Source organism: Sphingomonas horti, from assembly GCF_009753715.1.
In the GTDB taxonomy this organism is placed as follows: domain Bacteria; phylum Pseudomonadota; class Alphaproteobacteria; order Sphingomonadales; family Sphingomonadaceae; genus Sphingomonas_B; species Sphingomonas_B horti.
This window is the reverse complement of sequence record NZ_WQMS01000014.1, coordinates 39,794-59,740: the sequence shown is the minus strand read 5'-3', so window position 1 is coordinate 59,740 and position 19,947 is coordinate 39,794. Positions and strand designations below refer to the sequence as shown.

Below are 19,947 nucleotides of genomic sequence, written 5' to 3'. Positions count from 1 at the left end.
CACGCCAACCCGTCATGCCAGGCTTGATCCGGCATCCACGTCTTTCTTTCGAATGACGGCTAAGAAGGTGGGCCCCGGATCAAGTCCGGGGTGACGGAATCAAGCCACCAGCTTCACATAATCCTGCGCGGCGTGCTTCAGCTGGCCGAGCTGGGTGTCGACCTTGCGGAAGCCGGTCTCGAGCTGATCGATCTCGCTGGCGACGGTCTCGGTATCCTCGCGGATCGAGGCGATCGTGGAGGACATGGAGTCGGCCGCGAGCGCGGTTTCGTCGACCGCGGCGGTGATCATCGTCACCGTCTGCGCCTGCGTCTCCATCGCCGAGCGGATGCGGTCGGCGGACTGCTGGACTTCGCCGACCGTCGCGCGGATCGACCCGTTCGCTTCCACCGTGGTGCGGGTGGCGGCCTGGATGGCGGCGATCTTGGCGGCGATGTCGTCGGTGGCGCGCGCGGTCTGGTTGGCGAGGCTCTTCACTTCCTGCGCCACCACCGCGAAGCCGCGGCCGGCATCGCCGGCGCGCGCCGCCTCGATCGTGGCGTTCAGAGCAAGGAGATTGGTCTGGCCCGCAATGTCGCGGATCAGGCCCAGGATCGATTCGATCGACTCGGCGTGGTTGGACAAGGCCTCCGACACGCTGACCGCGTCCGACGCCTGCGATGCGGCGCGGGTGGCGATGTTGGCCGCGATTTCGACTTCGTTGCGCGCGTCCTCGATCGCGCGGATCAAGCCGGCTGCGGTGTGCGCCGCCTCGCGCATCGCGACCGCCGACTGCTCGGCGGCGGCGGCGACTTCGGACGACTTTCCGAGCATGCCGCGCGCGGCCACCGAAGCCTCGGCCGCCTGGGTGCGCAGCGACTCGCCGAGCGACACGGCGGAGGTCACTTCCGACGCGATACGGTCCTGGAACTTGTCGGCCTGGTCGGAGCGAGTCGCGGCAGCTTCGCGGGCGCGATATTCACTGACGAAAGCGGCCATGATCTCCGCTTCCATCATCCCCATCTGGCGAAGCGCGCGACCGAGCCGCGCAAGCTTCTCAGTGTCGCCGTCGCAGCCGCGGAACACGATACGGACGACCACGTCATAAGCCGCGGCGAACGCCGCCATCGTCGCGAACAGCGGCACGCCCGCCCGCTCGGCCCATGCCGCATTGGTGAGCGCCATGTCCGCCCAGCGCTGGCCGGTGACGTTGGTAAATTTCTCGCGGCTGTAGTCGATGCTGGCCTTGATCCGGCTATCGAGCGTGTCGGCCGTGTTCTTCGGCTGCACATAGGGCGATTCGTCGAACGCGGACCAGAAGGCGCGGGCGACATCTTCCTCGTGCGGGCGCATCAGCTCATAGGCCTCGCGAAGATTCGCGGCGAGCGTTCCGTCGCGGTCGAACTCCTGCAGCCGTTCGCGGATGGAAATCGTGATCTGCGCCTGCGGGTCGGGTCTTTTGGAGGCCTTGGGGGAGCTCACGTCACGTCTTTCCTTCGATACGCCAGGTAGCGCGTGACTAGCCGCACGCTGGTAAAGCTCCGGTTAAACACGCGTCGCGCCCAGTCCTGCCCGTTGCATGCCGCGCGGCAATGATTAAGACGGGCGCCGCAACCATCCTAGACAGGGGCCCAGATGAGCAGCAGCAACCGCCAGCGGCCGCTTTCGCCGCATCTCAGCATCTGGCGCTGGGGGCCGGGCATGGCGACGTCGATCCTGCACCGCGCGACCGGCACCGGCATGGCGACGGTCGGCGCCGTGCTGCTGGTCTGGTGGCTGGCGGCAGCGGCCAGCGGGGAGGCCGCCTATGGCGAGTTCCTCGACATCTTCACCTACAAGTCCGGCGCGCTGAATATCGTCGGCTATATCTTCGGCATCGGCCTGACGCTCACCTTCTTCCAGCATATGAGCTCGGGCATCAGGCATTTCTTCCTGGACGCCGGCGCCAATTACGAGCTGAAAGGCAACAAGATGTCCGCCCAGGCAACCTGGGTGGCCGCGATCGTGCTGACCATCCTGTTCTGGGGTTATCTGATCGGAGTGAAGGGCTGATGGGCACCGGCACCGAAATCGGCCGCGTGCGCGGTCTCGGCTCCGCCAAGGAAGGCGCGCATCACTGGTGGATCCAGCGACTGACAGCGGGCTCCAACCTGCTGCTGATGCTGTGGTTCCTGTTCTCGCTGCTGCGGCTGCCGCATTATGATCACGCGACGATCATGGCGTGGCTTTCGGAGCCGCTGGCCGCGATCCCGATGATCCTGCTGGTGCTGAGCGTCTTCTGGCATTTCCGATTGGGGCTGCAGGTCGTCATCGAGGATTACCAGCATGGCGAGTCGCGGGTGGTGATGCTCGTGCTGCTGAATTTCTACACCATCGCGATGGCCGCCTTCGCGATCTTCGCGATCCTCAAGATCGCCTTCACCGGGGGTGCGGTCTGATGGCCGACGCATATAAGATCATCGACCATACCTATGACGCGGTCGTCGTCGGCGCGGGCGGCGCCGGCCTGCGCGCGACGATGGGTATCGCCAATTCCGGCCTGAAGACCGCCTGCATCACCAAGGTGTTCCCGACGCGCAGCCACACGGTCGCCGCGCAGGGCGGCATCGCCGCGTCGCTCGGCAACATGGGGCCGGACCACTGGACCTGGCACATGTACGATACCGTCAAGGGATCGGACTGGCTGGGCGATCAGGACGCGATCGAATATCTGGTCCGCGAGGCGCCGGCCGCGGTCTATGAGCTCGAACATGCCGGCATGCCGTTCAGCCGGACGACCGAGGGCAAGATCTACCAGCGGCCGTTCGGCGGCATGATGCAGAATATGGGCGAAGGCCCGCCCGCCCAGCGTACCTGCGCGGCGGCGGACCGGACCGGGCACGCGATGCTCCACACGCTCTATCAGCAGAGCCTGAAATACGACGCCGACTTCTTCATCGAATATTTCGCGCTCGACCTGATCATGGAGAATGGCGAGTGCCGGGGCGTGATCGCGCTCTGCATGGAAGACGGCACGATCCACCGCTTCCGCGCGCACAACACGGTGCTGGCGACCGGCGGCTATGGTCGCTGCTATTTCTCGGCAACCTCCGCGCATACCTGCACCGGCGATGGCAACGCGATGGTGCTGCGTGCCGGCCTGCCGCTCCAGGACATGGAGTTCGTGCAGTTCCACCCGACCGGCATCTACGGCGCCGGCGTGCTGATCACCGAAGGCGCGCGCGGCGAGGGCGGATATCTCACCAACTCTGAAGGCGAGCGCTTCATGGAGCGCTACGCGCCGTCCGCGAAGGACCTCGCCTCGCGCGACGTGGTCTCGCGCTCTATGGCGATGGAGATCCGAGAAGGGCGCGGCGTCGGCAAGGAGAAGGACCACATCTTCCTTCACCTCGACCATATCGATCCGAAAATCCTGCACGAGCGGCTGCCCGGCATTACGGAGACCGGCAAGATTTTCGCCGGCGTCGATCTGACCCGCCAGCCGCTGCCGGTGGTGCCGACCGTCCACTATAATATGGGCGGCATTCCGACCAATTATCACGGCGAGGTCGTGACGGTGAAGGACGGCAATCCGGACCATGTTGTGCCCGGCCTGTTCGCGGTCGGCGAGGCGGCGTGCGTGTCGGTGCACGGCGCCAATCGTCTCGGCTCCAATTCGTTGATCGACTTGGTCGTGTTCGGCCGTGCGACAGGGCTCCGGGTCGCCGAAATCCTGAAGCCGAATACGCCGCACAATCCGCTGCCCAAGGGCTCGGAGGAGCAGGCGCTGACCCGGCTCGACAAATTCCGCTATGCGAACGGCGGCTCGCCGACCGCCCAACTCCGCCGCGACATGCAGCGGACGATGCAGGCGCATTGCGCGGTGTTCCGCAACAACGAACTGCTCGCCGAAGGCCAGACGAAGATCGACGCGATCGCCAAGGGCATTGCCGACGTGAAGGTCAGCGACCGCTCGCTGATCTGGAACACCGACCTGGTTGAGACGCTGGAGCTCGACAACTTGCTCGACCAGGCTGTCGTGACGATGCACTCCGCCGCGAACCGCCACGAAAGCCGCGGCGCGCACGTGAACGAGGATTACCCGGACCGCGACGACGCCAATTGGATGAAGCACACGGTCGCATGGCTGGGCGCGGGCGAGGCGGTGGCGATCGACTACCGCCCGGTCCACAACTACACGCTCACCGACGACGTCGAATACATCAAGCCGAAGAAGCGGGTGTATTGAGGCTTTAGTGCCGTGCGGGACGTCGCGAATAACCTGCACGGTGGTCCCAGTGCGGCGCGCTAGTTGTCGAGCCGTCCGGCCGCGATATTATATGCCTCGTTGCGGTCGCGGCGACCAATCGCGATTACGATAACGACTAGCTGATCATCCTCCACCTGATAGACTAGTCGATAGCCCACACGTCGTAGCTTGATTTTATAGCAATTGGGGAGGCCGGAAAGCCGTGCAGACGGAACGTGCGGGTTTCGGACCCGCTCCGACAGCTTCTTTCTGAATTGCGCGCGAACGCTATCGTCGAGTTTACGCCATTCCTTCAGCGCGGCCTCGACGAAATCGAGTTCATAAGTCTTCAAGCCGCACCCTGACGCGCTTTTCACCCTGACGCTCGCGAACGATCTCAGCGAGTTCAATGTCCTCGAGGCGATCGATCAGCTCTTCCCATGCCTTGGCGGGGATCAGGTAAGCCGTAGGCGTATTGTGATTGAGCACGGCAACCGGAAAACCTTCCGCTGCCTCGATCACTGCTGACGGATTCTTCTTAAGCTGGCTGATGCTTACGCTGGTTGCGGCAAGAATGGGATCGAGCATGACTAATATATAATACGAAAATCCGGTCTTCACAACCGCGGCAGCGTCACGCCCTGTTGGCCCATATATTTGCCCGCGCGGTCCGCGTAGCTGACCTCGCACGGCTCGTTCCCCTGGAGGAACAGGAACTGGCAGGCGCCTTCGTTGGCGTAGATTTTGGCAGGGAGCGGCGTGGTATTGGAGAATTCCAGCGTCACATGGCCTTCCCAGCCGGGTTCCAGCGGAGTTACATTCACGATGATGCCGCAGCGCGCATAGGTGGACTTGCCGAGGCAGATGACGAGCACGTCGCGGGGCACGCGGAAATATTCGACCGTGCGGGCGAGTGCGAAGCTGTTCGGCGGGATGATGCAGACGTCAGTCTTGCGATCGACGAAGCTGTTGCCCGCGAAATCCTTCGGGTCGACGACCGCATTGTCGACATTGGTGAAGATCTTGAACTCGTCCGCAACCCGCGCGTCATAGCCATAGCTGGATAGGCCGTAGCTGATGCAGCCCTCGCGCCGCTGGCTTTCGACGAACGGCTCGATCATGCCGTTCGCCAGTGCCTGTTCACGAATCCAGCGGTCGGACAGAATCGCCATCGGTATGCCTCCCCGCTGATCCTTTCGAGGCTCGCGCCGGTTCGGTCAATCGCGGATGGAGCAGCGCCTGGGCCGGAGCACCCAGGATTTGCATGCGCAGCCGGGCCGAGGCGTCGTTGAGCGGCTTGGGCAGGCGCATGAACTCGCCCGGCGACATACCGAGGAATTCCTGCGCGTCGCGATTGAAGTGCGAGTGGTCGTAATAGCTGCTTTCGATGCGCGAGGCCCAGGTGCTGGCGCTCGCGCCGCGCAGCGCCATCAGCGAGCGCAGGAAGCGGGCCCGACGGACCAGCAGCTTCGGACCGAAGCCGAACGCAGCGCGGGCGACCCGATTCAGGGTGCGGTGCGACAGGCCGAGCCTGGCCGCCATCTCGGCGACGCCGCCCTGGCCGGGGTCCATCAGATAGCGATGGACCTGCGCCACCCGCGCTTCATCCGAGCGGGGCTGGTCCAGCAGCCGCAGGAAGATCGTATCGAAACGCGCCTTGATGTCCTCACGCGGCGCGGCGGCGGCCGTGGCGAGCGGCGCGGCTTCGCTTCCGATCAGCTCCGCCAGCGGCGCGATCCGATCGGCGAAGCCGACCGCATCGCCGCGGTTCAGCCGGTACCAGCCGAGCGGCGTGATGCCCGCGCCGACGACAATGCCGCTCGCGCCTTCGCTGTAGCCGGCTTTGCTGGTCGGACCGAACAGGGCAGTGCGCGGCACGTCGAAGCTGTCGTCGCCGAGCCTGACGCGCCAATGTTCGCCGGCGACGTGGAAGCGCATATTCGCCCAGCCGGGGAAGAACACGTCCCGGTGTCGTTCGCCGGCGGCCGGCTCGATCGCATAGCGGTGATAGCCCGAAACCAGGCCGTCGAGGCGCGGATCGGGCAGCCAGTAATCGACGTCGAACGCGAGTTTCGGCGGCATCACGTCAAGTAAACGGCGCGTGGGCGGACGGGTTGCGCATCATTCGAGGCCAAGGTCCGCCGGGCCGAAGGCATGGGGCAGCAGCTCCGACAGGCGGTAGGTCTCGACCGCCTCGCCCTCGGCCGCCGCGCAGTGGACGACCAGGTCGCGGCCGCTAAGCTGTGCCGATTCGTTCAGCACCTGCCGGCAGCGGCCGCACGGGCTGACCGGCGCGCGTCCGCCCAGCCCACTATCGCCAAGCGTGCCGCCGACCACCGCGACTTCCACCACGTCGCGCAGCCGGCCCTCGCTGTTCGCCTTGGCGAGTGCGACGGTCTCGGCGCAGAGCGAGAGGCCGTAGCTCGCATTCTCGAAATTGCAGCCGGTCACGACGGAACCGTCGTGCATCAGCAAGGCGGCGCCCACGCCACAGCGCGAATAGGGCGCGTGGGCGTTGCGTGCCGCGTCGCGTGCGGCAGCAATCAGTTGGTGTTTCGTCATTTCATCCCTTGATATGCAGCACGCAGATGAGCGTGAACAGGCGGCGCGCGGTGTCGAAATCGACCTCGATCTTGCCGGCCAGCCTTTCCTTCAGCAAGTCGGCGGCGTCGTTGTGGATGCTGCGCCTGGCCATGTCGATCGTCTCGATTTGTTGCGGGGAGGCATGGCGGATCGCCTGATAGTAGCTGTCGCAGATCGCGAAATAATCCTTGATCGGGCGCCGAAAGCGGCCGAGCCCGAGCACCAGCGTCTCGAGATGCGACCCGTCCTCGCGGAACATGTCGATCGCGAGCCGCCCTTCCTCGACGCGCAGCTTGATCCGGTAAGGGCCGGCATAGCCGTCCGGATGCTCGCGCTGCGGCGCGAACTGGTTGCCTTCGAGCAAATCGAAGATCGCGATCCGCCGCTCCTGCTCGACATCCGCCGACCGCCACAGGATCGTGTGCTCGTCCAGGTCGATGGCAATGATCCGCGGATCGGACATGTGGTTCGTCTAGCCGTGTCGATGCCCTTCGTCATCCCGCGCTTGACCCGGGGCCCACCTGTCCTTGCAAGAAGGCGGGTCCGGCTCGGGCTGGCATGACGGGGAATTTTCGTCCTCGTTATCCACAGTTTGAACAGCTTGAGCCGGACTCCGAAACAGCGGACAATGGGCGCATCATGGCCGACCCCATCCGACTCGTCCCGCCCGTGGAGGGCGCTGCTCAGACTCTGCCCTGCAACATCGAGGCGGAGGCGGCGCTGCTGGGCGCGCTAATGATCGACAACCGGCTGGTCGAGGATGTCCAGCTGAAGCTGAAGCCTGAGCATTTCTTCGAGAGCATCCACGGCCGCATCTACGACGCGATCCTGAAGCTCGCCGACCGCAACATGGTCGCGAACCCGGTGACGCTGAAGCCGATGTTCGAGGCCGACGAGGCGATGAAGGAGCTGGGTGGCCCGGCCTATCTGGCCCAGCTGACGGGAAGCGGCGCGGCGCTGATCGGCGCGCGTGACTTTGCCGAGCAGGTCTATGACCTGGCGCTGTTGCGCGAGTTGGTCGGTGTCGGCCGCGACATGGTCGAAAAGGCGCTCGACACGTCGGAGGAGATCAACCCCAAAGGGCTGGTCGAGGAAGCCGAGGTAGCGCTCTACCGCGTCGCCGAGCAGGGCGGCGAGACCGGCGGCACCAAGACCTTCCGCCAGGCGACGCTGCTGGCCGTGCAGCAGGCGGAAAAGGCGCAGAATTCGGGCGGCCACATCTCCGGCGTCACGACGGGCCTGACCGATGTGAACCACCGCACCGGCGGCCTGCAGCGGTCCGACCTGCTGATCCTCGCCGGGCGGCCGGGCATGGGTAAGACGTCGCTGGCCACCAACATCGCGTTCAACGCGGCGCAGCGTTACCAGCGCGATATGGACGACGGCATCGATCCGGCCAAGACGCTGGGGGCGCCGGTTGCTTTTTTCAGCCTCGAAATGTCCTCCGACCAGCTGGCGACGCGCATCCTGGCCGAGCAATCCGGCGTGGTCGGGTCGAAAATCCGCTCCGGCTCGCTGAGCCGGGAGGAGTTCAACCATTTCGCGCGCGCCGCGGCCGAGCTTGAGAATCTGCCGCTCTACATCGACGACACGCCTGGGCTGACGATCGCGGCGCTGCGCACCCGCGCGCGGCGGATGAAGCGCAAGCACGGCATCGGCTTGATCATCGTCGATTATCTGCAGCTGCTGACCGGTGGGGGCAAGAACAGCGGCGATAACCGCGTGCAGGAAATCTCCGAGATCAGCCGCGGCCTGAAGACGCTTGCCAAGGAGCTGAACGTGCCGGTGATGGCGCTGTCGCAGCTCAGCCGCGCGGTCGAGCAGCGCGAGGATAAGAAGCCCCAGCTGTCGGACCTGCGCGAATCTGGCTCGATCGAGCAGGACGCGGACATCGTCCTGTTCGTCTATCGCGAGGAATATTACGTCGCCGCCAAGGAGCCGAAGGGCGACAGCGCCGACCCCAAGGCGGATGAAGCCTATCGTCAGTGGCAGCTGGAAATGCAGGAGGCGTTCCAGAAGGCCGAATTGATCATCGCCAAGCAGCGCCACGGCGCCACCGGCAAGGTGCGGCTGAAGTTCGAGAGCAACATCACCAAGTTCAGCGACTTCGTCGACGACGCCTATCTGCCCCAGCGGATGAGCTGAGGCCGCCGCTCGCTCGCGAAGGCGAGGAGCGCGCCGAGGATCAGCGCGGCGAACAGCCAGGCCGCGTGGGAGAGGCCGCTGTCGATCAGCCGGCCCACCGGATTGTCCACGCCCAGGCTTCGTTCCAGGATCCAGGCTGTCGCGGCGATCCCAGCGAAAGCGGCGCCGCCGGTGCGGACGGCGGGATACCAGCGGGTTCGCGCCAGCATGACCAGCGGCGGCATCACCGCGGCGACGACCATCAGCTGCACCAGCTCGATGCCCAGGTTGAAGCCGAGGATCGACTTCGCCTTCTGCATCGGGTCGAGGCCGAAACGCCCGATCAACGTCGCGAAGGCAAGGCCGTGGATCAGCCCGAAGCCGGCGGCGACGAAGGCCTCGCGCCCGGGGAAGAGCGGGCGCCAGCCATGAATGGCGGAGACCAGGATCGAGACCGCAATGCCGACCTCGACCGGCTGCACCGGCAGCTGCCAGCCGAAGAAGGCGCCGCCGATCAGCGTCACCGAATGGCCGACGGTGAAGGCGCTGACCACGGCCACCAGCGTGCGCATCGTATGGCGCCAGCCGCCATAGCCGTTCCAGAACCGCCCCGCCGCGAGCACCGGCGCCGGCAGCAGCAGCGCGATCAGGAACAGCAAATGGTCGTGCCCTTCCGCGATATGATGCATGCCGAGCCGGATCGCGGAGACGAAGCCGCGCCAGTCGCTGCCCGCCCCGCGGTCGACGCGCAGCACCGTCGCGCCGGGCTGGAGGCCGCCCAGCATCTGCGCCCGTTCCGACAAGTGGCCGCCGGCGAAATCATTGCGCGCGACGACCAGCACGATGTGATTGGGTACGCGGTCGATCACCGCGCTGTAGTGGAGGTCGAAGCGGCGCGGGGTCGTTCCCGATGGCGGGATCAGCATGTAGCGCGCGCGCAGATCGGGCGGACCGGCTTCGTGCACGACCTCGAAAGCGAGCGGCCGCACCTGCCAGCCGGGAACGCCGAGGCGAGTCGCCAGATAGCGGCGCGCCTCCGCATCGCGAACCGGACCGACGACATCCGGGATTTGGCGATGCAGCGCGAAGCTGAGCTCGGAAAGAGGGACGATTGCCTCGGCCTCGACCCGGCGCTCCCCGAAGTCGAGCCGGATTTCGGAGTTGGGCGTCAGGTGCGCGGTCACGGGCGCTGCCGCCAGCAACAGCGCCAGCCAGGCGAGCAGCCGGATCAATGGCCGTACCACAGGAGCGTCGCGTTCGGATCGAGCGCGTGCGGATTGAGACCAAGCGCCCTGTCCTGCTCGGCGTCGGCGGCCTCGCTTTGGCCGAGCAACCCATGCGCCCGCGCCGCGACCAGATGCTGTTCGGCCGATTGCCAGCTGGAGCGGTTGACCGCGTCGATCACCCGCAGCGCCTCTGCCGGCCGATTGTTCGCGATCAGCGCCCAGCCGAGCGCGATCGCGGTCGCCCCGTGCGGACGATTGGCGAAATCCTGCCGCGCCAGGGCCAGCGCGCGCGCAGGCGTGCCGAATGCCAGCTCGTGCTCCACAGCGTGACCCAGCGCCGCTTCGGGCAGCAGGCGCAGCCGTTCGTCCCAGCCGCGCGCAGCACGCTCGGCCCAGAGCTCGGTGCGGGCATAGTCCCCGCGCGCCCTGTAGATGCCGGCAATGGCGTCACGAAGCGCCGGATCGTCGTTGCGCTGGGCCAGCGCCTCGAATGCGCGTGTCGCTTCGGGCAAGCGGCCGCGCAAGGCGAGCATCTGCGCCTGGTAGGCGGCGGTGAGCCACCAGCCGGGGAAGCGGCGCGCTGCGTCGGCAAAGGCGGCGTCGGCCGCATCCCAATCGCCGCGCCGCAGCTCGATGGTGCCACGCAACAGCGCGAGCTGCGCCAGTGCCTGGCCTGGCGTCAGGCCGGCCCGCTCGACGCGCCGGAGCGCTGCCAATGCGTCGTCAGGGCGCCCTGTGACCGACCAGAAGATCGCCAGCCGCTGGTCGGGCCGATCGCCGATCTTCGACAGAGCCAGATAGGCCTGCTCTGCCGCCGCGTAGCGGCCCCGATAAAGCGCGATGTCGCCGCGCATCGCATCGGCGCCCGCGCGCACTTCCGCCTCCGCCGGCACGGCATAATGGTCGACGGCATCAAGCATCCGCTCGGCGAGGGCGAGCCGATGCAGACTGAGCGCGAGCGCGGCCTGGGTGAGGTGGGGGCCGGCGCCTGGTGTGGCCATGGCGAAGCCCCGGTCCAGCGTCGCCTGCGCATCGGCATAGTCGCGGAACGAGCCGGTCAGCCGCGCGCGCTGCATCAGCTGGTGCGCGATCCGCTCCTGCATCAGCCAGTCATCAGTCCGTGCATCGGCGAGCGGCCTCAAGCCGGTCAGCTTGCGGTCAATGTCACGGACCGCGGCGGCGTAGCTCGGCGGCCCTGCGCTGCTCTGCCGGATCGGCCGTTCCGGAATCGCGCGCGGCTCCAGCCACCGCGCGAGCGCGAACACCGCCAGCGCCGCGACCAGCAGCCCGGCGAGCGCCCGCACCGGCAGCGGGCGCGCGGCGAGGGTCAAATGGGCGTCGCGCACATGTTGAGGCTCAGCCGCTGGAAATCGTCGGCCAGTTGTTCGGTGAGGTGGGTCAGTGTCGTGCCGAGCTCGACCACGAATTTGCCGGAGGCGTCGTCCGTCGGGTTCGCATCATTATAGGCGTTCTTCATCGAGCTGGACACGAGCGCCGTCGCCACGGCCGGCATGCCCATGCGGTCGACCCGCACATACGCGGAGGGTGGATCGGTCCTGAAGTTGAAGTTGGTGCCGCCGGCCGGAGGCAGCGGCGGGTTGCCGTTGGCCGGCGCGAGATACGGGAAATCGGGCAAGGTCTTCACTTCGTTCCCCGGCGGATCGAGCGGCAGACTCGCCAGCAGATTGGCCGGATGTTTCGTCAGGTCGAGGAAGATAACGGCCAGAGTCAGGTCAACGACGGGATCGTTCAGCCCGCGCCCGTTCGGGAAACCGTTCGGCTTCGTCACGTCGAGCTTGACCGTGTCCGGTATCACCAGATTTGCCACGCTGACGCCGGGCGCGACCTGCTGGTTCAGGCATCGCGTCACGTCGAATGCGGTCCCGGTCGCGGTCGGCGACGGCGTGGGCGTCGGCGTGGGTGTCGAGCCGATCGGGCCGGGCCGCGGAGCCGCGGTGCTGCTGTCGCTGCTGCAGGCATTGAGCGCGGGCAATGTCAGGGCGAGGGCGAGGAGCGGAAGCGCGCGCATCACAGATTCCCTCCGAAACGGGCGGTATCCGCCCAGACGTCCAATGGATTGGTGCCGTTCAGCACCGCAGAGCGCGGAATCTCGATCACGACCGATGTGTCGTTCTGCCCGTCGAAGAAATCGCGCGTGTTGCGGATCGCGAGCGTGCCCGTCGAGCGCGTCTCCCTGAAGCCGAGCAGGTCGAAGAAGAAGGGATCGTCGAACACGCCGGCGATGGCCTTCACGCCGCCCTGTTGCAGAACCGTCTGCACCGGGCCCTGAAGCGGTCCGGTCGTGCCGGGTATGCCGGTGAACTGGACGCCCGGCGACTGGCCGTCGAAGCCGAAGCGGAAGCGGATCTGGATTTCCGGATCGGTGCGTGCGCCTGCGTTCGAGATGTTGATCGTGTAGAGCACGTCACGGTCGTAGAACGGCGGCATGTTGCCCGGCTGCGGACCGGCAAAGGTCAGGGCAACGACGATGGAGGTGGGCGTGTACCAGGCGAACACATCGGCGATATCGGCCGGCACGTCAGGCGTCGGATCGAAATCCTTGTCGGTTCGGGCCGGTGGATCGAGGTGGTCGGCGGCTCTGGTCGCGTAATCGGCCGATACGAGTGCCAGAGGCAAGGCAAGCGCCGTCGCCCCCAGCGTCATCCACGTGCGTGAGATGCGCATGTCACCCTCCCTGTTCTGCGGCCAAGCCTCTGCCTCTCCGGGCAGATCGTAAAGCCACTCGTCGACGAAAATGACGCCCCGATTGACCAAGATACGGCCTGTGATCATAGCGGATGCATGACGGACATCGCGCCAACACATGTTACCGATTTGTCGTTCGAGGACGCGCTGAAGCGACTGGAGGCGATCGTGTCGCGACTGGAAAGCGGCGAGGCTTCGCTGGACGAGTCGATCTTGCTCTACGCCGAGGGTGACAAGCTGCGCGGCCAGTGCGAAGCGCGGCTGGCCGACGCCCAGGCGCGGATCGAGAAGATCACTCTGGGCCAGGACGGTCGGCCGACGGGCGTGCAGCCGTTCGACGGCGGCTGATCCGATGACCAGGGGGGGCACGGGGCTGGGGCATGCGATGGCGCAGGTTGCGCGCGACATCGATCACGCCTTCGACCTGCTGCTCGCGATTCCCGACGATCCGCGCCGCCGGTTGTACGAGGCGATGCGCTATGCCGCGATTGGCGGGGGCAAGCGGCTGCGGCCGCTGCTGGTCTGCGCATCATGCGAGCTTTATGCCGTCGATCGCGCCGCCGCCCTGCGCGTCGCCACAGCGATCGAATGCATCCATGTCTATTCGCTGGTCCATGACGACCTGCCGGCAATGGACGACGACGACGTCCGGCGCGGCAAGCCGACCGTCCACCGCGCGTTCGACGAAGCGGCCGCGGTGCTGGCGGGCGACGCGCTCCACGCGCTCGCCTTCGAAGTGCTCGCCGATCCCGCCACTCATGCCGATCCGTTCGTCCGCGCCGAGCTGTGCCTTGAGCTCGCGCGCGCCGCCGGGCCGAGCGGCATGGCGGGCGGGCAGATGATGGACCTGGCGGCAAGTGCCGTGGTGATGGATCTTGCGACCGTCACCCGGCTCCAGCAGCTGAAGACGGGCGCGCTGTTCGGCTTTTGCCTCGAGGCCGGCGCCATCATGGGGCGCATCCCGCCCGAGGGCCGAACGCACCTACGCGGCTATGCCCGCAACGTCGGCCTCGCCTTCCAGATCGTCGACGACCTGATCGACGTCGAAGGAAGCGCGGAAACCGCGGGCAAGGCGGTCGGCAAGGACGCGGCGGCGGGCAAGGCGACGTTCGTGTCGCACCTGGGTGTCGACCGCGCGCGTGAGCAGGCGCGGCTGCTGGTCGCGCAGGCGATCGAGCATTTGAGCGACCATGGCAGCGAGGCCGACCTGCTGCGCGCGATCGCAAGCTACATCATCGATCGGGACAGGTAAGATGAGGACAGGCGTTTATCCGGGCACGTTTGACCCGATCACCCTGGGGCATATGGACATCATCCGGCGCGGCGCCAAGCTGGTCGACAGGCTGGTGATCGGCGTCACCACCAATCCGTCCAAATCTCCGATGTTCTCGGTCGAGGAGCGGATCGAGATGGTCCGCCGCGAGGTCGACGGCGAAGCCGGCCATATCGACGTGGTGCCGTTCGATTCGCTGCTGATGACCTTCGCCGAGCGGCAGGGCGCGTCGGTGATCGTGCGCGGGCTGCGCGCCGTCGCCGACTTCGAATACGAATATCAGATGGCCGGCATGAACCAGCAGCTCAACGACCGGATCGAGACCGTCTTCCTGATGGCCGATGTGTCGCTGCAGCCGATCGCGTCGCGGCTGGTCAAGGAAATCGCGATCTATGGCGGCGATATCGGCAAGTTCGTCACGCCCGCCGTCGCCCAGGATGTCGTCGCCCGCGTCGAAAGGCTTGGCCGGAAGGGCGATTAGCCCTATTCAGCCGCCGCTAAGCCGCGTTCGACTAGCGGCCCGAGTTTCCCGGAGACGGAGTTTCGAATGCGCCTGATTGCCGCCATCCTTGCCTTGTTCGGCGCGATCTTTGCGACGGCGGCGATCGCGAAGAAGGCGCCGAAGCCGGAACCGACGCCGACCCCTGCGGCCGCGCCGGTCACGCCGCCGGTGACGCCCGCCGACACCTGGGTGCTGCAGCTGTCGACCGGCGGTCCGGTCCTGATCCAGCTTCGCCCCGACAAGGCGCCGAACACGGTCGAGCGGATCAAGACGCTGACGCGCGCCGGCTTCTACAACGGCCTCACCTTTCACCGCGTGATCGACGGCTTCATGGCGCAGGGCGGCGATCCCAAAGGCACCGGAGAGGGCGGCTCGCCCCTTCCCGACCTGAAAGCCGAGTTCAACGACCTGCCGCACGTGCGCGGCGCCGTTTCGATGGCCCGCGCGGAGGCGGCCGATTCCGCCAACAGCCAATTCTTCATCATGCTGATGCCGACGCTGCGCCTCGACAATCACTACACCGTCTTCGGCCGCGTCATTTCCGGCATGCAGTTCGTCGACGCGATCGAGAAGGGCGAGCCGCCGGCCAATCCCACGCACATCGTCAAGGCCTGGATCCAGGCGGACGGGGAGAACGCGGCGCCGGTGCCGCTGCCGGCCGTGGCGCCGACGCCTGTTCCCACGCCGACCGCGGCACCAGAGGCGGCAGCGCCGGCTCCTTCGCCCACGCCTGCCCCAGCGCCGACGCCGACCCCCGAACCGATGCCTCAGCCCGTCAACTAAGCGGCATCGGACCGCATTATGAAGGTCGATCTATTCGATTTCGACCTGCCGCAGGACCGCATCGCGCTCCGTCCCGCCGAGCCGCGGGACAGCGCGAGGCTGCTGGTGCTCGACGGCGATCGCCGCGCCGACCACATCGTTAGCGAGCTGCCGGCACTGCTGCGCGCGGGGGACTGCCTCGTGTTCAACGACACCCGCGTGATCCCGGCCCAGCTCGAGGGGCGGCGCGGGGAAGCGCGAATCGGGGCCACGCTGCACAAGCGGCAGGACCTCAGGCGCTGGCACGCTTTCATCCGCAACGCCAAGCGGCTGCGGATCGGTGACGAGATCGAGTTCCCCGCCGACGTCCGCGCGATTGCGGAGGCGCGCAATGCCGACGGCAGCTTCCTGCTTCGTTTCCTTGGCGACGACCCGGTCGAAGTGCTGCTCGACCGTGCCGGCCGGATGCCGCTGCCGCCCTATATCGCGAGCAAGCGCGAGGCGGACGAGCGGGATCGCGCCGATTACCAGACGATGTTCGCGCGAGAGAAGGGCGCCGTTGCCGCACCGACGGCCGCGCTGCACTTCACACCCGCGCTGATGACGGCGCTGGCCCAGGCCGGGATCGGGCACGAAACCCTGACGCTTCACGTCGGCGCCGGCACGTTCCTGCCGGTCAAGGCGGAGGACACGGCCGACCACCGGATGCATGCCGAATGGGGCCGCATCGACACCGCCACCGCCGAGCGGCTGAACGCGGTGCGCGGGAAAGGCGGCCGGGTGATCGCCGTCGGCACCACCAGCCTCCGCCTGCTCGAAAGCGCGGCCTCGGAAGACGGCCGCATCCAAGCGTTCGAGGGTGACACGGAGATCTTCATCACCCCCGGCTACGGCTTCCGCGCGATCGATGGCCTGATGACCAATTTCCACCTGCCGAAATCCACGCTGTTCATGCTGGTCTCGGCGCTGATGGGCCGCGAACGCATGCTGGCTGCCTATGCGCACGCAATCGCGAGCGGCTATCGCTTCTACAGCTACGGCGACGCCTCGCTGCTGCTCCCCTAGCCGCGCGCGATCTGGCCGAGGGCGGCGGGCGACAAAAGCCTGACCGCGCCATAGGCCCGTTCGATCAGGCCGGCCTGCTCCAGCGCGGCGAGATGGTCGTTCACCGCCTTGCGGGTGATGCCGCACATTTCCGCCAGGTCCGACTGGCGTGCCTGCACCTGGCCCTCGCCACCGAGCTGCAGCAGGCGGGCCGCGACGCGGGCGCGCGGCTTCAGCACCAGCAATTGCGCGGCCAGGTGGACGATCGCGTCGAGTTGCTCGTAGACAAGCTCGCTTACGTCCTTCCACACGTCGGGATGCGCCGCGGCGATGCGGTCGAGCGCCGCGTCCGAGATCGCCAGGATCGTCGCCGGCCCTTGCGCGCGCGTGGTGACGATGCGCGGACCGCCGCCGCGCCGGCGGCTCTGGCCGAGGATGCTGACGGGCTGCGCCAATCCGATCAACACGTCGCGCTCGGCATCGACGGCGACTTCCAGCCTCAACGCGCCTTCCAGCACCGCGCACAGGCCCGTGTCCGGATCGCCTTCGCTATAGACCCATTGACCGGGTGCGAGGCGGATGACCTGCCCTTCCGCGCACAGCCGCTCCTGCAAGGCCGGGGTGCGGCGCGCGAACCAGCGGTTGCGGCGGAGCGTTGCGGGCAGGTCGAATGTCACCCGAGTGATATTTGTGCAAAGCCGTTGCCGCTACAACCGCGGAAACGTCAGGAGAGGCGCGATGGCATTGGAGCTGCGGCCGCTGGGCAAGCATGTCGGCGTGGAAGCGATCGGCGTCGATCTCAACCGCCTGGACGACACGGATTTCGGCCGGATGACGGCCGCGCTGGCCGAGCATGGCGTCGTGTTCGTCCGCGACCAGCAGCTGACGCCCGAGCAGCATATCGCCTTCGCCCGGCGCTGGGGTGCGATCGACATCAACAATTACTTCCCGGCGAATGGCGGCCATCCCGAGATCGCCGAGGTGCGCAAGTCCGAGACGCAGACGACCAATATCGGCGGCGGCTGGCATACCGACCACAGCTACGACCAGGTGCCCGCGATGGGCTCCGTGCTGCTGGCGCGCGAGACGCCGCCGCAGGGTGGGGATACGCTGTTCGCCGGGATGAGCGCCGCGTTCGATGCGCTGAGTCCGGGCCTTCAGGACACGCTGCGCGGTCTGCGCGCGGTCCATTCGGCCGACCACATCTACAGCCATGACGGCATCTATGCCCAGACCGACCAGGCCGCGGACCTGAAAGGACACGACATCAGAACGCGCGCCGTGCATCCGGCGGTGATCCGTCATCCGGTGACGGGCCGCGAAATCCTGTATGTGAACCCGGCTTTCACGCTGCACTTTGAGGGCTGGGCGCGTGAGGAAAGCATGCCTCTGCTCGCCTATCTCTACGGCGTCGGCATGCGCGAGGAATTCCACTGCCGGCTGCAATGGTCGCCGGGATCGCTCGCGATCTGGGACAACCGGTCGACGTGGCACTGCGCGATGAACGATTATCAGGGCCACCGCCGCCTGATGCACCGGATCACCATCTCCGGCCAGCCGCTGCACTGAACGGTCAGTTGATCCGTAACCCGACCCGGATCGCGCGGCCGGGGAGGGGAAGGCCGAGCTGGGGCGTGATCACGTCGTCGGTGAGGTTGTCGACGCTGGCGGTGAGCGACATCGGTGTGCCGCTGCCGAGCATCGCCACTTGCCAGCGGGCGCGCAGGTTGATCTCGTTTCCGCCCGGCAGCCGCGCCTTGTTTCCGGCCGGGTCCTGATCGTCGGCGCCGCCGACCCGGCGATACTCGCCGCGAAGGGACAGCACCTCGGTCGGCCGCCAGTCGAGCGCGCTGTACAGCTCGAAACCGGGGTGTTGCGTCAGCCGCCGGAACGGCGCGGCGCCGCGGTCCGCCCGCGCGCTGAGGATGCTTGCGTTCAGCTCCCAATCCAGCCGGGGCCCGAGCCGCGCCGTCGCACCGGCATCGATGCCCAGGCTTTCCGAGCCCGAGAGGTTGTAGCGCTGGCGCAGGTTGCGGCCATCGACGCGGACGGCGCGCTGCGCGATTGTGTCCTCGCTTCGCACATAGAAGGGGTTGAGCCGCAGGCTGAAGTCGGGGCGCTCGAACGTCACCTCGACATCGGCGAGCCAGGCCCGTTCCGGAGCCAGCGCGGGGTTGGGCAGGAAACGGCCGAGCGCCTCGCCGAACAGCTCGCGCGCCGTGGGAAAGCGGCTGCGGCGTCCGCCGGACACCGCGACCGAGAGTCCGTCTGCCACGGACAGCCGATAGGCAGCCGAGAAGGCGAGCGAGTCCTTGGCGGGCTGGGCCGGCTTGTCGCCGGTCCGGGGATTGATGGAGCGGTCATAGGCAAGGCCGATCGTCAGCTTGCCGCCGAGCAGCGGCGCGTCGGCCTCGGTGCCCAGCGTGTAGAGGTTCTGGCGGAAGAGACGCTCCGGCCCGCCCGAATCCTGCTGGATATGCCGGCTCGTCTGGGCCGTGCCGACGACGCGGAGCGTCAGTTGGTCTAGGGGCGCCGAGAGCACGAGCCGCGCGCCCTGGGTGCTGTCGTCATTCTTTTCCTGCCCGCGGACGGCGGAATAGGTCCCGTCGCGATACTGGACGATGCGCTGGTCGAACCATTGCTGCCAGGCGACCAGGCGCGCGCTGCCGCGCCCCATCTTCAGCTCCGAGGAGAGCGCGACTTGGGTCAGGTCCTTGTCCGGATAGCGCCAGTAGCGCGGCGCATCGATGGCCGGGTCGCGATCGGATTCGGGCGCGATGCCGAAGCGGCTTTCGATATGCAGGGCATAGGCGCGGAGCGTGAGCGGGCCCGCGGCATAGCTCGCCGCCGCGAACAGAGTGCCGCTGTCGAGGTCGCTATTGGTGCGGCGATTGCTGTGCGCCTGGCTGAACGGCAGGGCGGCGAGGTTCGCCACGGGCTCTGCGTCCCGGGTCAGGCCCGACCCGGCGAAAGTCCAGTCGACCGCGCCGGTCCGCACCGTCCCCACCGCTGAAGCCTGCGCGAAGCCGAGCGATCCCGTTTCCGCCATCGCCCGGAAATTGGTCTCGCCGCCCGATCGGGTCTCCAGATCGACCGCGCCTGCGACCGCGTTCGTGCCATATTCGATCGGCACCGCGCCCTTGGTCACGCGCACCGCGCCGATCAGCCCCGCCGGGATCACGCCCAGATCGACGCGCCCGTCCCACGGCACTGCCAGCGGCGCCCCGTCGAGGAAGACCTGCGTCTGCCGTTCCTCGGCGCCGCGCACGCGCGCGACCGACTCGCCGCGCGAGTTGGGCCGGATCGAGACGCCGTCGATGCCCTTTAGGGCCTCGGCCGCGCTTCGTGGCTGGCGTTCCAGTAGTCGCTCCTCGCCGATCTCGACCGAAGGCGGCAGCACGCGGGTGGCTTGCGGCTCCGCCGTGACGGTTATCGTCTGCCACTGCTCCTGTTCCGGCGGCAGCAGGGCGACCAAGAGAACGCGTACGAACATGACCGATCCCGGCGAAGGCCGAGGATC

Annotated in this window: 23 protein-coding genes; 10 read left to right on the top strand and 13 right to left on the bottom strand. The window is 67.1% G+C overall.

Annotation, left to right across the window (positions count from 1 at the left end; genetic code table 11):
* Positions 1–99: 99 nt before the first annotated feature.
* A complete protein-coding gene (locus tag GON01_RS11995; protein ID WP_309503195.1) occupies positions 100–1,461 on the bottom strand; it encodes a methyl-accepting chemotaxis protein in 1,362 nt (453 codons plus the stop codon).
* Between the two features lie 153 nt (positions 1,462–1,614).
* Between GON01_RS11995 and sdhC the strand changes: the two genes are divergently transcribed.
* From sdhC to sdhA, 3 genes are read left to right on the top strand one after another with little or no spacing between them, the layout of a single operon-like run.
* The gene (gene sdhC, locus GON01_RS11990) at positions 1,615–2,031 is read left to right on the top strand and encodes a succinate dehydrogenase, cytochrome b556 subunit (protein WP_157027622.1); all 417 of its coding nucleotides are present in this window, start codon (positions 1,615–1,617) and stop codon (positions 2,029–2,031) included.
* Entirely contained in the window at positions 2,031–2,417 is a 387-nt protein-coding gene (gene sdhD, locus GON01_RS11985) for a succinate dehydrogenase, hydrophobic membrane anchor protein (protein ID WP_157027621.1), read from the top strand. The genes sdhC and sdhD overlap by 1 nt, the downstream gene beginning before the upstream one ends.
* The gene (gene sdhA, locus GON01_RS11980; RefSeq protein WP_157027620.1) at positions 2,417–4,207 is read left to right on the top strand and encodes a succinate dehydrogenase flavoprotein subunit; all 1,791 of its coding nucleotides are present in this window, start codon (positions 2,417–2,419) and stop codon (positions 4,205–4,207) included. Before sdhD ends, sdhA begins: the two co-directional genes overlap by 1 nt.
* Positions 4,208–4,266: 59 nt before the next feature.
* On the opposite strand, the gene GON01_RS11975 is transcribed toward sdhA, so the two are convergent.
* From GON01_RS11975 to GON01_RS11950, 6 genes are read right to left on the bottom strand one after another with little or no spacing between them, the layout of a single operon-like run.
* Positions 4,267–4,560 carry a type II toxin-antitoxin system RelE family toxin gene (locus tag GON01_RS11975; RefSeq protein ID WP_157027619.1) on the bottom strand — a complete coding sequence of 98 codons (294 nt, stop codon included), beginning with the start codon at positions 4,558–4,560 and terminating at the stop codon, positions 4,267–4,269.
* Entirely contained in the window at positions 4,547–4,795 is a 249-nt protein-coding gene (locus GON01_RS11970) for a type II toxin-antitoxin system Phd/YefM family antitoxin (protein WP_157027618.1), read from the bottom strand. The genes GON01_RS11975 and GON01_RS11970 overlap by 14 nt, the downstream gene beginning before the upstream one ends.
* A gap of 29 nt (positions 4,796–4,824) precedes the next feature.
* Positions 4,825–5,379: a dCTP deaminase gene (gene dcd, locus GON01_RS11965; RefSeq protein ID WP_157027617.1), complete on the bottom strand. Its 555-nt coding sequence runs from the start codon at positions 5,377–5,379 to the stop codon at positions 4,825–4,827.
* Positions 5,348–6,289 carry an AraC family transcriptional regulator gene (locus GON01_RS11960; protein ID WP_157027616.1) on the bottom strand — a complete coding sequence of 314 codons (942 nt, stop codon included), beginning with the start codon at positions 6,287–6,289 and terminating at the stop codon, positions 5,348–5,350. Before GON01_RS11960 ends, dcd begins: the two co-directional genes overlap by 32 nt.
* Before the next feature lie 39 nt (positions 6,290–6,328).
* Entirely contained in the window at positions 6,329–6,769 is a 441-nt protein-coding gene (locus GON01_RS11955; RefSeq protein ID WP_157027615.1) for a cytidine deaminase, read from the bottom strand.
* Position 6,770: 1 nt separating this feature from the next.
* Entirely contained in the window at positions 6,771–7,253 is a 483-nt protein-coding gene (locus GON01_RS11950; RefSeq protein WP_157027614.1) for a UPF0262 family protein, read from the bottom strand.
* A 176-nt stretch (positions 7,254–7,429) separates the two neighbouring features.
* Here GON01_RS11950 and GON01_RS11945 point away from each other — a divergent pair, with 176 nt between their 5' ends.
* Positions 7,430–8,935 (top strand): replicative DNA helicase, encoded by a 1,506-nt coding sequence (locus GON01_RS11945; RefSeq protein ID WP_157027613.1) that lies wholly within the window; start codon positions 7,430–7,432, stop codon positions 8,933–8,935.
* On the opposite strand, the gene GON01_RS17355 is transcribed toward GON01_RS11945, so the two are convergent.
* Genes GON01_RS17355 through GON01_RS11925 form a run of 4 tightly spaced genes read right to left on the bottom strand, consistent with a single transcriptional unit; the run spans position 8,911 to position 12,825 of the window.
* Positions 8,911–10,158: a HupE/UreJ family protein gene (locus GON01_RS17355; protein ID WP_157027612.1), complete on the bottom strand. Its 1,248-nt coding sequence runs from the start codon at positions 10,156–10,158 to the stop codon at positions 8,911–8,913. The genes GON01_RS11945 and GON01_RS17355 overlap by 25 nt on opposite strands.
* Positions 10,143–11,486, bottom strand: a complete 1,344-nt coding sequence (locus GON01_RS11935; protein WP_157027611.1) for a tetratricopeptide repeat protein — start codon at positions 11,484–11,486, stop codon at positions 10,143–10,145. Before GON01_RS11935 ends, GON01_RS17355 begins: the two co-directional genes overlap by 16 nt.
* Positions 11,468–12,169, bottom strand: a complete 702-nt coding sequence (locus GON01_RS11930) for a hypothetical protein (protein WP_157027610.1) — start codon at positions 12,167–12,169, stop codon at positions 11,468–11,470. Before GON01_RS11930 ends, GON01_RS11935 begins: the two co-directional genes overlap by 19 nt.
* Positions 12,169–12,825: a DUF4331 family protein gene (locus GON01_RS11925; protein WP_181599946.1), complete on the bottom strand. Its 657-nt coding sequence runs from the start codon at positions 12,823–12,825 to the stop codon at positions 12,169–12,171. Before GON01_RS11925 ends, GON01_RS11930 begins: the two co-directional genes overlap by 1 nt.
* A 117-nt stretch (positions 12,826–12,942) precedes the next feature.
* Here GON01_RS11925 and GON01_RS11920 point away from each other — a divergent pair, with 117 nt between their 5' ends.
* The 5 genes from GON01_RS11920 to queA all read left to right on the top strand — a co-directional run bounded on the left by GON01_RS11920 (position 12,943) and on the right by queA (position 16,448).
* Positions 12,943–13,194 (top strand): exodeoxyribonuclease VII small subunit, encoded by a 252-nt coding sequence (locus tag GON01_RS11920; protein WP_157027608.1) that lies wholly within the window; start codon positions 12,943–12,945, stop codon positions 13,192–13,194.
* A 4-nt stretch (positions 13,195–13,198) separates the two neighbouring features.
* Positions 13,199–14,098, top strand: a complete 900-nt coding sequence (locus GON01_RS11915; RefSeq protein WP_157027607.1) for a polyprenyl synthetase family protein — start codon at positions 13,199–13,201, stop codon at positions 14,096–14,098.
* 1 nt (position 14,099) lies between these two features.
* A complete protein-coding gene (coaD, locus tag GON01_RS11910) occupies positions 14,100–14,600 on the top strand; it encodes a pantetheine-phosphate adenylyltransferase (protein WP_157027606.1) in 501 nt (166 codons plus the stop codon).
* Positions 14,601–14,666: 66 nt separating this feature from the next.
* Entirely contained in the window at positions 14,667–15,404 is a 738-nt protein-coding gene (locus GON01_RS11905) for a peptidylprolyl isomerase (RefSeq protein ID WP_157027605.1), read from the top strand.
* Between the two features lie 18 nt (positions 15,405–15,422).
* Positions 15,423–16,448, top strand: a complete 1,026-nt coding sequence (gene queA / locus GON01_RS11900; RefSeq protein ID WP_157027604.1) for a tRNA preQ1(34) S-adenosylmethionine ribosyltransferase-isomerase QueA — start codon at positions 15,423–15,425, stop codon at positions 16,446–16,448.
* On the opposite strand, the gene GON01_RS11895 is transcribed toward queA, so the two are convergent.
* Positions 16,445–17,104 carry a Crp/Fnr family transcriptional regulator gene (locus GON01_RS11895; protein WP_157027603.1) on the bottom strand — a complete coding sequence of 220 codons (660 nt, stop codon included), beginning with the start codon at positions 17,102–17,104 and terminating at the stop codon, positions 16,445–16,447. The two genes, queA and GON01_RS11895, sit on opposite strands and share 4 nt — an antisense overlap.
* Before the next feature lie 61 nt (positions 17,105–17,165).
* Between GON01_RS11895 and GON01_RS11890 the strand changes: the two genes are divergently transcribed.
* Positions 17,166–17,996 carry a TauD/TfdA dioxygenase family protein gene (locus GON01_RS11890; RefSeq protein WP_157027602.1) on the top strand — a complete coding sequence of 277 codons (831 nt, stop codon included), beginning with the start codon at positions 17,166–17,168 and terminating at the stop codon, positions 17,994–17,996.
* 4 nt (positions 17,997–18,000) lie between these two features.
* Here GON01_RS11890 and GON01_RS11885 read toward each other — a convergent pair whose 3' ends face one another.
* On the bottom strand, positions 18,001–19,920 hold the full coding sequence (locus GON01_RS11885; RefSeq protein ID WP_157027601.1) for a TonB-dependent receptor plug domain-containing protein: 1,920 nt from the start codon (positions 19,918–19,920) through the stop codon (positions 18,001–18,003).
* Between the last annotated feature and the right edge of the window lie 27 nt (positions 19,921–19,947).